This is a genomic window from Enterobacter cloacae complex sp. 2022EL-00788 (assembly GCF_026627565.1).
In the GTDB taxonomy this organism is placed as follows: Bacteria; Pseudomonadota; Gammaproteobacteria; order Enterobacterales; family Enterobacteriaceae; genus Enterobacter; species Enterobacter pasteurii.
Genome location: NZ_JAPNMC010000001.1, coordinates 274,679 through 286,398 on the forward strand (window position 1 = coordinate 274,679; position 11,720 = coordinate 286,398).

General features: G+C 58.0%; 11 protein-coding genes. 3 read left to right on the forward strand and 8 right to left on the reverse strand.

Annotated elements, in window-relative coordinates:
• From OWK27_RS01255 to OWK27_RS01265, 3 genes are read right to left on the reverse strand one after another with little or no spacing between them, the layout of a single operon-like run.
• Positions 1-1,260, reverse strand: a complete 1,260-nt coding sequence (locus OWK27_RS01255; RefSeq protein ID WP_267589626.1) for an NAD(P)/FAD-dependent oxidoreductase — start codon at positions 1,258-1,260, stop codon at positions 1-3.
• Positions 1,257-1,976 (reverse strand): SDR family NAD(P)-dependent oxidoreductase, encoded by a 720-nt coding sequence (locus OWK27_RS01260; RefSeq protein WP_242172905.1) that lies wholly within the window; start codon positions 1,974-1,976, stop codon positions 1,257-1,259. Before OWK27_RS01260 ends, OWK27_RS01255 begins: the two co-directional genes overlap by 4 nt.
• On the reverse strand, positions 1,973-2,407 hold the full coding sequence (locus OWK27_RS01265) for a nuclear transport factor 2 family protein (RefSeq protein WP_267589627.1): 435 nt from the start codon (positions 2,405-2,407) through the stop codon (positions 1,973-1,975). The genes OWK27_RS01260 and OWK27_RS01265 overlap by 4 nt, the downstream gene beginning before the upstream one ends.
• Before the next feature lie 258 nt (positions 2,408-2,665).
• Here OWK27_RS01265 and OWK27_RS01270 point away from each other — a divergent pair, with 258 nt between their 5' ends.
• On the forward strand, positions 2,666-2,863 hold the full coding sequence (locus OWK27_RS01270) for a hypothetical protein (RefSeq protein ID WP_022648035.1): 198 nt from the start codon (positions 2,666-2,668) through the stop codon (positions 2,861-2,863).
• 1 nt (position 2,864) lies between these two features.
• Complete coding sequence (locus OWK27_RS01275) at positions 2,865-3,617, forward strand: hypothetical protein (RefSeq protein WP_148419449.1); 753 nt, start codon at positions 2,865-2,867, stop codon at positions 3,615-3,617.
• A gap of 57 nt (positions 3,618-3,674) precedes the next feature.
• On the opposite strand, the gene OWK27_RS01280 is transcribed toward OWK27_RS01275, so the two are convergent.
• A complete protein-coding gene (locus OWK27_RS01280) occupies positions 3,675-5,651 on the reverse strand; it encodes an alkyl/aryl-sulfatase (RefSeq protein ID WP_267589628.1) in 1,977 nt (658 codons plus the stop codon).
• 203 nt (positions 5,652-5,854) lie between these two features.
• Between OWK27_RS01280 and OWK27_RS01285 the strand changes: the two genes are divergently transcribed.
• The gene (locus OWK27_RS01285; protein ID WP_267589629.1) at positions 5,855-6,490 is read left to right on the forward strand and encodes a helix-turn-helix domain-containing protein; all 636 of its coding nucleotides are present in this window, start codon (positions 5,855-5,857) and stop codon (positions 6,488-6,490) included.
• A 44-nt stretch (positions 6,491-6,534) separates the two neighbouring features.
• Here the strand turns inward: OWK27_RS01285 and OWK27_RS01290 are convergent, their stop codons facing one another.
• From OWK27_RS01290 to paaK, 4 genes are all read right to left on the reverse strand, one after another.
• A complete protein-coding gene (locus OWK27_RS01290; protein WP_267589630.1) occupies positions 6,535-8,532 on the reverse strand; it encodes a BCCT family transporter in 1,998 nt (665 codons plus the stop codon).
• A 182-nt stretch (positions 8,533-8,714) separates the two neighbouring features.
• Positions 8,715-9,320: a phenylacetic acid degradation protein PaaY gene (gene paaY, locus OWK27_RS01295; protein WP_242172918.1), complete on the reverse strand. Its 606-nt coding sequence runs from the start codon at positions 9,318-9,320 to the stop codon at positions 8,715-8,717.
• Positions 9,321-9,329: 9 nt separating this feature from the next.
• Positions 9,330-10,265 (reverse strand): phenylacetic acid degradation operon negative regulatory protein PaaX, encoded by a 936-nt coding sequence (gene paaX, locus OWK27_RS01300; protein ID WP_252003647.1) that lies wholly within the window; start codon positions 10,263-10,265, stop codon positions 9,330-9,332.
• Between the two features lie 134 nt (positions 10,266-10,399).
• Positions 10,400-11,716: a phenylacetate--CoA ligase PaaK gene (paaK, locus tag OWK27_RS01305; RefSeq protein WP_148419443.1), complete on the reverse strand. Its 1,317-nt coding sequence runs from the start codon at positions 11,714-11,716 to the stop codon at positions 10,400-10,402.
• Between the last annotated feature and the right edge of the window lie 4 nt (positions 11,717-11,720).

Genomic DNA, 11,720 nt, shown 5'->3' on the forward strand with positions numbered 1-11,720 from the left:
TCACCCGCCCTCCCCGGCCGCGATGGCGTTCACCACGTCCAGCGCGCTGCGCACGCCGTCTTCGTGGAAGCCGTTGTACCAGTAGGCGCCGCAGAACCAGCTCCGCTGGCGGCCGTTTATCTCGCCGCGCCGGGCCTGGGCATGCCAGCTTTTGGGGTTAAAAAGCGGATGTTCGTAGACGAAGCGGCGCAGCACAAAGCGCTCTTCCACCGGCGTTTCCGGGTTAAGGGTGACGCAAAACAGCGGGCTACCGGCGGGCAACCCCTGCAAAATATTCATGTTGTAGGTGACGCAGGCGCTGGCCCGATCCTGTTCGCTCAGGCGATAGTTCCAGCTGGCCCACGCGCGCTCGCGCACCGGCAGCCAGCGCGGATCGCTGTGAAGCACCACCTCGTTGCGCTGCCAGCCGATATCCCCCAGCACCTCGCGTTCAGCCTGGGTTGGGCTGGCAAGCATCGCCAGCGCCTGGGCGGAGTGGCAGGCAAAAATCACCTGGTCAAAGGCGCATGTTTCCCCCTCCAGCTCAACGTCGACGCCCCGATCGTGGCGAACAACCCGCTGGACCGGGGCGTTGAGGCGCAGCGTCAGGCGGTTGCCGAGCCTGTCCATCATCGCGCGGATATACTCTCTGGATCCGCCCGGCACCACGTACCACTGCGGACGATGGGTAATGTCCAGCAGACCGTGGTTTTCGAAAAAGCGCAAAAAGAGCGGCAGCGGGAAGCGCTTCATCTCCTGTAATGACGAGGACCAGATAGCCGCCCCCATCGGCAGAATGTAGTGGCGCGCGAAAAACGGCGTAAAGCGGTGCTGGCTCAGGAACGTCTCCAGGGTGGCGGACGCATCCACGTCGGCCTGGAGCGCCCGTTTCGCCAGCCGGTTGAAGCGCACAATCTCCCTCAGCAGCATCCAGAAGCCGGGGTTCACCAGGTTACGGCGCTGGGCGAACAGCGACGTCAGGGTGTGGCCGTTATACTCCAGCCCGCTCTGCGGATTGTGCACCGAAAAGCTCATCTGCGTTTTTTGCCCGTTGATGCCCAGCTCGCTGAGCAGGCCCATAAAGCGCGGATAGGTGCGGTCGTTGTAGACAATAAATCCGGTGTCGATGGCGTACGTGCCCTGCGGGGTGTCGACGTCCACCGTCGCGGTATGGCCGCCCGGGGTGGCCTGCGCTTCAAACAGCGTGACCTGATGATGCCCGGCGAGGCGCCAGGCGCAGGTTAAGCCGGCGATGCCGCTGCCGATAATCGCAATCTTCATGATCTCACCATCCTGCGCAGCAGCGCGCGCTGAACAACGTCAGGCAGCCCGGCGAGCAGCCGCAGCGCCAGGCCAAACCCGGCGGGAAACGCGATACTCTCTTTTCCCTTTGCCAGCCCGCGGCGGATGGCGACGACGGCCTCCTCCACGCTTACCCGGCCCGGCATCGGAAAATCGTTTTTACGGGTCAGCGGCGTGTCAACGAAACCGGGTGAAACGACCGTGACGGCAATCCCTTTTGGCTCCCAGTCGAGACGCAGCGTGTCGGCAAACCAGGTTAGCGCCGCCTTGGAAGCGCCATAGGCTTCGGCTCGCGGGAAGTGCAGCCAGTGCGCCATCGAACTGACCAGCACCACGCGGTTTCCGGCCACCAGCTGCGGCTGCAGCGCGGCGAGGCAGTTTACCGGCCCCATGAAATTGGTGGTCATCACCCGCTCCACCAGCTCCGCGTCCACCACGCCACGATCGAGATATTCGCAGGTGCCGGCGCACAGAATCACCACGTCGGCGGCACAGTCCGCCAGCGCCTGGCGACAGGCGTCCCTGTCCGTCATATCGAACTGGCGCACCGTGACGTTGGGGCTGTGCTGGTGCAGGGAGGCCAGACGTTGCGCATCGCGCCCGCAGGCAATCACCCGGTAGCCGTCGCTGGCGAAGGAGGCGGCCAGCCCCGCCCCAATGCCCGAGCTTGCGCCGGTAATCAGCACCGTTTTCACGATCTCACCCTCCGCTTAACGCCGCGCACGGCCCAGCCAAGCACCGGAAGATGCTCATAGATCATCTCTCCGGCATCGTAATAATCCCGCTGGCGAATAATGCGATCGTCCAGCATGTCCACCACGGAGCAGCCCGGCAGCTGCAGCACGGCTCCCCGGGCGATACGCGGATGCGACCAGTGCATAACCCAGGTCACAACAAAGCGATCCCCCTGCTGCAGCGGCGCATCGACGGTAAAGCGGCACTGCTGGACGTTAGCCAGCAGATGAGTGAAGTAACGCTCAAGCGCGAACAGCCCGCTGTGTTCACCAAAGGGATCGATAAGGGTGGCATCGGAACGGTAAATTTCCGCCAGCGCGGAAGGTGGCTGGGTGTCCAGCGCGGCGTAGTAATCAACAAACCGACTGATGACGGACGGTAACGTGCTCATGGGTCACATCCTGGCTGTAAACAACGTAGCGATATCGCATAAATTAAACTTACACAATTAACGTTATTTGTCCAAGTTTGTGCAGATATATTTTTTATATCTGTTTTATTTCATAAACTTATAGAGGCGCTCCGCATTGCGCTTTTGACTCAAAAGTCGACTGGCGCCGCCGCGCCGTTATTTTTTAGGGATAACCTTAAGGCAAATGTTGCTTTTATCTTCCAGACTTATCCTTTTAATTCATAAGGATGTCACGCGATGAAAAATTTACTGATGGCGCTCTTTTCCAGCCCGGAATCTTTATTGCAGGTCATGAGTCACCAGGAAATTATCGAAGCCGTCGAGGATGGCGACCGCATCATTATCGATCAGGATGGAAACGCCTCGGTTAACTACAAAAGCAACGAGGTACGGCAGGACTTTCTGCGCCATGTCAACGCGCTAAAGAGGGCCTGAAATGGGAACGGCAATATTTATGGTTCTGATGGTGTGCGGCTACTGGTACACCAGCCGCGATCTCTCTACACGGTTCAAAATTAAGCGTTCATTCGGCTGGGATGTCTATTTTCTGGTTGCGCTGTATGGCTGCATTTTCGTCCTGCAGGGGGTGATCGCCACCGGCCTTCTCTGGCTGCTGCTGTTCGCCCTCTCCGCCGCCGACAACACGTTCCATTTTACGTCCGCAAAATACGCCGACTGGCAAATTGACTTCATGAACTGGAGCTTTTTAGGTATACAGGCGCCCGTGGTGGTGATGCTTACCTTTGCGATCCTGTTTTGCCTCTACCGCTCGAACTGGGCAGGCAGCGCGCGGCTGGACGGCGAAGGCCGGAAAAAGCTCTACAAGCGGCTCGCGCAGTCGAGCGGGATCGAACAGCTGCTCTACCAGTGCATGGAAGAAGGTGAACTGGCGCACGTCACGCTGAAATCGCGGCGGATTTATATCGGCATGATCCACACCGCAACCCTGGAATATGAAAAAACGGCCAACATCGTGCTTATTCCCATGCTGAGCGGCTATCGTGACGGGAAAAATATGCAGCTGTGCATTGAGCACAACTACAGCAGGTGGTACGCCGAGCATGACGTTACGCTGGATTCAGACCCAAAAAGCGCAATGGATTTTCGGAAGGTGATCATGCTGGACCAGATTGAGAGTATTTCGTTATTCGATCCGGCGAGCGCCAGCGCGCTGGCGATGCGTGAATAAAAAAATGGCGCCTTATTGCAGATAAGGCGCCATCGTCAGGACGGGAGAAATGCCGGGTTACGGCGTTACAATATTGAACCAGAAGTCAAACTTGTCCATGTAGCTCAGCATCTCTTCTAGCTTCGCGCCGTTCCCGCTCACCTTCACCTCACCGCTGTCCATCGCCTGCTTCAGCGACGCTTCTTTCAGGATGATCTTGTTCAGCGTGGCGCGATCGAGCGTGATGGTGGCATCGGCATCCTTCGCCTGGGCATTGGCGGTATGGTTCAGCACGCCATTTTCCAGCTCCAGCTTGTATTTGCCGCCATCTTTGCCGAGATCGACATTAAAGACCGCTTTCGCGTTACCGGCCCGCACGCCGTTGATGTGCACGCCCAGATAGTCGAAGAACATCTCCGGCGTCATCGCGCGCACGGTATCCGGGCTGGCGGTGTTTGGCGTTGGCAGCTTTTTAACGCCGTTACGCAGCTCCTGCGCGCCGGTCAGATAGAAGTTACGCCAGGTGCCCGCTTCGGCCTGGTAGCCCAGCTGCTCCAGCGCGTCGGCTTCGAGGTTGCGCGCGGCCTGGTTGTTTGGGTCGGCAAATACCACTTTGCTGACCACCTGCGCCACCCAGCGGTAATTGCCCTGCTGATAATCAGCTTTGGCCTTCTGCAGGATGGCATCAGCGCCGCCCATGTACTGCACGAACTTCTTCGCAGCCTGTTCAGGCGGCAGCTCGTCGAGGGTAGCCGGGTTGCCGTCGAACCAGCCGAGATAAAACACGTAGGTGGCCTTAACGTCGTGGCTGACAGAGCCGTAATAGCCCCGGCTGGCCCACTGTTTCTCCAGCGATTCCGGCAGCTTAAATTCAGCGGCAATCTCATCGCGGGTCAGGCCCTTATTGGCCATACGCAGGGTCTGGTCGTTGATGTAGCGGTACATATCGCGCTGGCCTTTCATCAGCCTGACGATATTCTCGTTGCCCCAGGTCGGCCAGTGGTGCTGGGCAATAATCACTTCCGCGTCCGCGCCCCAGCGCTCAATGGCGGCGTTAATGTACTTAGACCAGGCCAGCGGATCGCGGATTTTCGCCCCGCGCAGGGAGTAGGTATTGTGCAGGGTGTGGGTCACATCCTCTGCCGCTTCGATCATTTTCTTCTCTTTGACGTACCACAGCATCTCCGACGGCGCCTCAGAGCCCGGGGCCATCATAAAGTCATAGGTCAGGCCGTCGATCGTTTCCTGCTGCCCGGTATGGGTAATGTAGTTGGTTGGTGGGATCAGGGTTACCGTACCTGCGGAGGTGGTCGTCCCAAGCCCCGCCCCAACCTGACCCTTCGCGTCCGGCTTAAGCAGGTTGCCGTACATGTAGCTCGCGCGGCGGCTCATCGCGTTCCCGGCCATGATGTTCTCGGAAACGGCTTCTTTCATAAAGCCATCCGGCGCGTAAATCTTCACCTTACCGGACTTCACGTCAGCTTCGTCAACCACGCCGCGCAGGCCGCCGTAATGGTCAACGTGGCTGTGGGTGATCACCACCGCCACCACCGGCTTTTTGCCACGGTTAGCGTAGTAGAGATCGAGCGCTTCCTTCGCCGGCTCGGCGCTTAGCAGCGGGTCGATAACGGTGATCCCCTTCTCGCCTTCGATGATGGTCATGTTGGAGAGATCGAGGTTGCGGATCTGATACACGCCGTCGGTCACCTTAAACAGGCCGCCGATGTTAATCAGCTGCGACTGGCGCCACAGGCTCGGGTTTACCGTGTCCGGGGCTTTTTCACCCTCCTTCACAAAATCATATTTCGCGGGATCCCAGATAACGTTTCCTTTCTCCCCTTTGATCATGTTCTGCGGTAACGGGGCGATAAATCCTTTATGCGCGTTTTCAAAATCAGTCTTATCGGCAAACGGCAGCTTGTTATACAGGGCGTTATTCGCCTCGCGGGTAACGGGCGTGGCATTCTGCGGCTGCGCTTCAGCCCAGGCAGAAAGCGAAAGCGATGTGAATATACCGGCCAGCGCCAGCTGCTTCGCGATTATCGTTAATTTCATTAAATGGCCTCATAGATTATTAACACCGCCTGCGATATTTACTGCTGGCGGATAATTTTAATGCGAACTCATTGCAGACCATTCTAATCAGAATACTTTCCCATGATAGTCCCATATGGGACTGGTATAAGGTTATCTCGTCATCCGGACGCTACTGCTGCTATACTCGCTACGAAGACAGACGTTGCGGAACGAGGCCTGGCGTGAATTTTCAGGATATACATACCTATTATCAGCAGCTCAATATTGGGGGCTTTTTTCCCCAAATCCTTTCTACAGGAGAAGCGTTAACCGTTGGCGCAAATAAAAAGCTAACCGTCGAACCCGGCTATATTTATTTCTGTACCGAAGGTTCACTGACGATATTAATGCCGGAAGATGGTTTGAATATTGGCAATACTATTGAATATATGCCGATAGGGCTTATGGAACGGTATTGCCCGTTAGCGAAGTTTGAATATCGCAGCAGCGCGAAGGTTAAGCTGGTAAAAATTCCCTGTGGCGATTTCGATCGGCTATTTTTGCACGGCGGGCCAGAGCGCGTGCAGGAGCTGGCCACCATTCTGACCTTCATGTCGATTTTTACTATCGATTTGCATAACGAACGCAGGCAGGTCACCAGCTACCAGACCATCAAACCGATGCTGTATCGCTATCTCTACCGGCAGAATACCCACACGGGCGAGAATGAGGGCCTGGCGCTGTTTATCATCAAGCGCACTAACCTGTCGAGAACGCACGTGTTTCGCGTGCTGGCGGATCTTAAAGCCGGGGGCTATATCACCATGAAGCGCGGAAAGCTGGTGTCGATCGACAGGCCGCTGCCGGAAGACTATTAGCCTACCCTGAAGCAGATGCCTCAGGGCATGCTCATGCTGGCCGATTAACGCACCAGGTGCAGGAAGTGCAGATGTTTTTCGTACTGGTCCAGGATATCGTTAATTAACTGCTCCTGGTTCCAGCCCATCACATCGTAATTTTGCCCGCCTTCCTTGAGGTAGATTTCTGCCCGGTAGTACCGGTGCTGCTCCGCCTGGTTTTCATCGTTGTCCATCGCCGCCAGCGCGAAGGTTGGGGAGTTATAGCCGCGCAGCCTGACTTCATAAATAAAGTTCAGCTCGTTGCCTAAATCCACCTCAAGACGAATACGCTCGTCAGACGCGTCGCTGATATGGCTTTGCGTTCCCTGCTTATTCAGCTCCTCCTGAACCAGCACCATGGCCGGCCTGATCACCTCTTCCATAAAGCGCTTCACCAGAGAGCGCTTAGGCAGGTAGGCGATGTTGCGCAGACGTCGCTGCCACGGAATGGGGTTGCGGGCCGCCGTCGGCGCGATAGTGGCCATGCTCAGGCTCTCTCGCTTGGTCAAATCGCGTCGGAGCGCCTTCAGCAGGCCATAGATCGACACCAGCAGGATCATCGAGAACGGTAGCGCGCTGGCGATGGTCACGGTTTGCAGCGCGCTCAGTCCGCCCGCGAGCAGCAGCGCGATTGCCACAACGCCCATCAGCGCGGCCCAGAAGATGCGCTGCCAGACGGGGGTATTGGCCTCGCCGCCGGACGCGAGGGTATCCACCACCATCGCCCCGGAGTCAGCGGAGGTCACAAAGAAGACGATGACCATCGCCATGGCGATAAATGACAGCACCGACGAGAACGGGAAATGCTCAAGGAAAGTAAACAGCGCCAGCGCCACGTCCTGCTGGACGGTATTTGCCAGATCGGACGCGCCCTTGTCCATGATGAGATAAATGGCGCTGTTGCCGAACACCGTCATCCACATCAGGGTAAAGCCTGCCGGGACGAACAGCACGCCGGTGACAAACTCGCGGATGGTTCTGCCGCGGGACACGCGGGCGATGAACATCCCGACAAACGGCGACCACGACAGCCACCAGCCCCAGTACAGCAGCGTCCAGCCCCCCAGCCAGTTGCTGGACTTCGGTTCATAGGCGTACAGGTTAAACGTTTTGCTCACCAGCTCGGACAGGTAGCCACCGGTATTTTCCACAAACGATTTCAGCAGCAGCACGGTTGGCCCGAGGCACAGCACCAGCACCAGCAGCAGCACCGCCAGCCCCAGGTTTAGCTCAGATAAAATACGAATGCCTTTATCCAGGCCGGATACCACGGAAACGGTCGCCAGCCCGGTAATCAGGACGATCAGGATCACCTGCACGGTATCGTTGATGGGTACGCCAAAAAGGTGATTCAGCCCGGCATTGACCTGCAAAACGCCGTAGCCTAACGAGGTCGCCACGCCGAATACGGTGCCGATCACCGCGAAGATATCCACCGCATGGCCTATCGGGCCGTAAATACGGTCGCCGATAATCGGATACAGCGCCGAACGAAGCGTCAAGGGCAGGCCGTGGCGGTAGCTGAAGAACGCCAGAATCAACGCAACGATGGCGTAGATAGCCCAGGCGTGCAGCCCCCAGTGGAAGAATGTCAGCCGCATGGCCTCTTTGGCCGCAGCAACCGTTTCAGGCGTCCCCACCGGTGGAGAAAGATAGTGCATCACCGGTTCCGCCACGCCGAAGAACATCAGGCCGATCCCCATCCCCGCCGAGAACAGCATCGCGAACCAGGAGTGGTAGCTGAAGTCAGGCTGGGAGTGGTCGGGCCCGAGTTTAATATCGCCGTAGCGGGACAGGCCGAGGAACGTCACGCTCATCAAAATCAGCGCGACGGCAAGAATGTAAAACCAGCTGGCGTTAGTGAATATTTGCTGTTGCAGTAACTTAAAGTTTTTATCGGCAACGTCGGGGAAAATCGCGGCAAAGGCGACAAGAAGGAAAATTAACAAAGCAGATGTGTAAAATACCGCTTTGTTAATCTGGCTTTTGGACTGCTTTGGGATAGTGTCGTTTTCACTCATATAGTGTCTTCCATAAACGCATTGACCGCTCTGAATGAGGGGCATGATCTGCGTCAGGGTAACAAAATACCTGTGTGAATGCAGGTCAGATTCGTTCAAATATACACTATCCCGCAGCGGGATTATTTATCGCGCGTTAGCTCTTCCTCATGCCGGTGTATTATCACGTACGCGAGAAAGGGTTAATTATCCCGGCCTGACGACTTTGGCCGTAAATTCTCATCGAAAACCAGCCGCTGGCGTCCGGGCTCCTCTTCGCGCAGCGGCTCAACCTGATGCAGGGTTCGCTTGCAGCGTTCCACCAGCACCTGATACTCCCGCGTGCCCTGCTTTTTCCACTCCATCTCCTGGGCGCTCAGCTCACGGATGGCCTTCGCCGGACTGCCGATAATCAGATGATTAGCGGGCATCTCCGCCCTGGCCTTCACAAACGCCGCTGCGCCGACGATGCTGTTTTCTCCAATCGTCGCCCCGTCCATGACCACCGCATTCATCCCCACCAGCGCGTTGCGGCGGATGATACAGCCGTGAAGAATGGCGCTATGGCCGATATGCCCGTCCTCTTCCACCACGGTGTCCTGCTCCGGGAACCCGTGCATCACGCAGTTATCCTGAATGTTGGCGCCATCCTTCACCACGATACGGCCAAAATCACCGCGCAGGCTGGCGTTGGGACCAACGTAAACGCCTTTACCGAGGATCACGTCGCCGATCAGCACCGCCGTCGGATGAACGTAGCTCTCTTCAGGCACCACCGGCGTCAGGCCATCAATTTGATAAACGGGCATAGCATCTCCTTACGTGATATTCAGACCACCAAAGCGCTGGTGATAAAGCGTGCCGGGTGCGGGCAGTTCGCCCACCGAGGTTTCCCCCTTCTCGCTGACGAACGCCAGAGCGCCCGCCGCCACGCGCTGGTAAATATTGATGCACAGCTGCCGCGCGCTTTGCCCCGCCCAGTGCGCGGGCAGTAGCTCCTCGGGCAACAGCGGATCCTTTAGCACCACGCGACGATAAAAATGAATCAGCAGCAGCTGGATCTGGAAGCAGCGCTCCGGGGTCAGATCCTCCGGCGATGCGTCCTTCAGCAGCGGCAGCAGCGGACGAAACGAGTCGATAAACGTCTCGTACATCGCGTTTTGTTCGGTAAGCTGCCAGCACTCCTCCACGCGGGATCGCAATGCCGCGCGCGACAGGGCCAGCGGCGAATGGGCCTCAAAGAAGATGACGTTTTCCGCCACGCCCGCGTCGTGCAGCAGGGACTGCACGTCCGCCAGGTTCTGCGACGGCGAGGCCATCAGGCTCGGCGCCAGCGTGCCGAATCCCTGCCAGATGAGCTGTTTTTTCACGTCCGCGAGGGTGGTTTTATCCAGCCCCTCGGAGAGCAGCAGCAGCCATTTGCCGTCCCACGCCGGCAGCTCCGCGCGATAAATTTTGTTCTCCGCGCGCCGCGTCAGGCGTAACCCCTTGTCGCTGAGGCGGTAAAAGCTGCGTCGTCCAATGCGCGACACGTCCAGCCAGCCCTCTTTATTGAGGCGGAACAGCGCGGTGCGCACAAAGCGTTCGCCGAACCCCATCCCCTCCAGCAGGGCCGCAAGGCTGCCGAGCCAGATCTCGCCTCCGCGATGGGAAAGCGCATCACCGTAAAGGGAAGCGATAAGCGAGGTCCCGCTGATGGGAACGGAGCTGACCGCGTGCTGGATAAAGGCATCAAGTTTATTCATATGATTCATTCTGTTGTGATTTTTTTCCTGGATGAATCATAGCACAGGAGTTTGGGATCGACCCTCACCCTAACCCTCTCCCAAAGGGAGAGGGAACGTAATACACCCTCAGCCCTTTGGGAGAGGGCTGGGGTGAGGGAAATTCAACCGTTGGCGGCCACTTTACGCAAATCAAACACCCGGCAGGCTTTACCCTCCGAGCGGGGAATGCTGCCGCAGTTCACAATCATCACATCGGTTGAGATGCCCACCATCGACTTAATACGGTGGCGCAGCTGGTGGCAGACCTGACAGCGCTGCTCGTGCGTTAACGTTAAGCTGCTCTGCTTTAGCTCAACCTTCACCGAAAGTGAATCAAGATGCCCGCGACGGTTCACCTCCAGCTGATAGTGCGGCGAAAGGTGTTCAAACTTGACGATCTCTTCTTCCAGCTGTGACGGGAAGACGTTAACGCCGCGAATGATGAGCATGTCGTCGCTACGCCCGCTGATGCGGTCCATCCTGCGCATGGTGCGCGCGGTGCCCGGCAGCAGGCGCGTCAGATCGCGGGTGCGGTAGCGGATCACCGGCAGCGCCTCTTTGGTGAGCGTAGTGAACAGCAGTTCGCCCTGCTCGCCGTCGGCCAGCGGCGCGCCGTCATTCGGGTTGACGATCTCCGGGTAGAAGTGATCTTCCCAGATGGTCGGGCCGTCAGCGGTTTCGAGACACTCCATCGCTACCCCCGGGCCCATCACTTCGGAGAGGCCATAGATGTCCAGCGCGGTAATGCCCAGCCGTTTTTCAATTTCACGGCGCATCGCCTGCGTCCACGGCTCGGCGCCAAACACGCCGACGCGCAGGGAGCAGGCGCTGGCGTCACCGCCCATCTGGCGCTCCAGCTCTTCGATCAGGTTCAGGCAGTAGGACGGCGTAACCATGATCATGTCCGGCTGGAAATCGCGGATCAGCTGCGCCTGCTTCTCCGTCTGGCCGCCGGACATCGGGATCACCGTCGCCCCCAGACGCTCGGCACCGTAGTGCGCGCCCAGCCCGCCGGTAAACAGCCCGTAACCGTAGGCCACGTGAATTTTATCCTTCGCGCTGCCCCCGGCGGCGCGCAGGGAGCGGGCAACGATATTGGCCCAGTTGTCGATGTCATTTTGGGTATAGCCCACCACGGTCGGCTTCCCGGTGGTGCCGGACGAGGCGTGGATGCGCACCACCTGCTCCATCGGCACCGCAAAGGTATCGAACGGGTAGTTGTCGCGCAGATCCTGCTTGGTGGTGCACGGGAATTTTTGCAGGTCCGCCAGCTCGTTAAAATCGTCAGGGTGAACGCCCGCCGCGTCAAACTTGCGTTTGTACATCGGAACGTTGCTGTAGGCGTGGTTCAGCGTCCACTTCAGGCGCGCGGTCTGCAGGGCCTGTAATTCATCAACGGACGCGGTTTCGATCGGGTCAAGCTTTGTTGTATTTATCATCGCA

Coding starts and splice junctions, on each gene's coding strand:
- OWK27_RS01275 (WP_148419449.1), top strand. CDS start 2,865: ATGGGAACGGCAATATTTATGGTTCTGATGGTGTGCGGCTACTGGTAC.
- OWK27_RS01255 (WP_267589626.1), bottom strand. CDS start 1,260: ATGAAGATTGCGATTATCGGCAGCGGCATCGCCGGCTTAACCTGCGCC.
- OWK27_RS01265 (WP_267589627.1), bottom strand. CDS start 2,407: ATGAGCACGTTACCGTCCGTCATCAGTCGGTTTGTTGATTACTACGCC.
- paaK (WP_148419443.1), bottom strand. CDS start 11,716: ATGATAAATACAACAAAGCTTGACCCGATCGAAACCGCGTCCGTTGAT.
- paaY (WP_242172918.1), bottom strand. CDS start 9,320: ATGCCCGTTTATCAAATTGATGGCCTGACGCCGGTGGTGCCTGAAGAG.
- OWK27_RS01290 (WP_267589630.1), bottom strand. CDS start 8,532: ATGAGTGAAAACGACACTATCCCAAAGCAGTCCAAAAGCCAGATTAAC.
- OWK27_RS01280 (WP_267589628.1), bottom strand. CDS start 5,651: ATGAAATTAACGATAATCGCGAAGCAGCTGGCGCTGGCCGGTATATTC.
- paaX (WP_252003647.1), bottom strand. CDS start 10,265: ATGAATCATATGAATAAACTTGATGCCTTTATCCAGCACGCGGTCAGC.
- OWK27_RS01270 (WP_022648035.1), top strand. CDS start 2,666: ATGAAAAATTTACTGATGGCGCTCTTTTCCAGCCCGGAATCTTTATTG.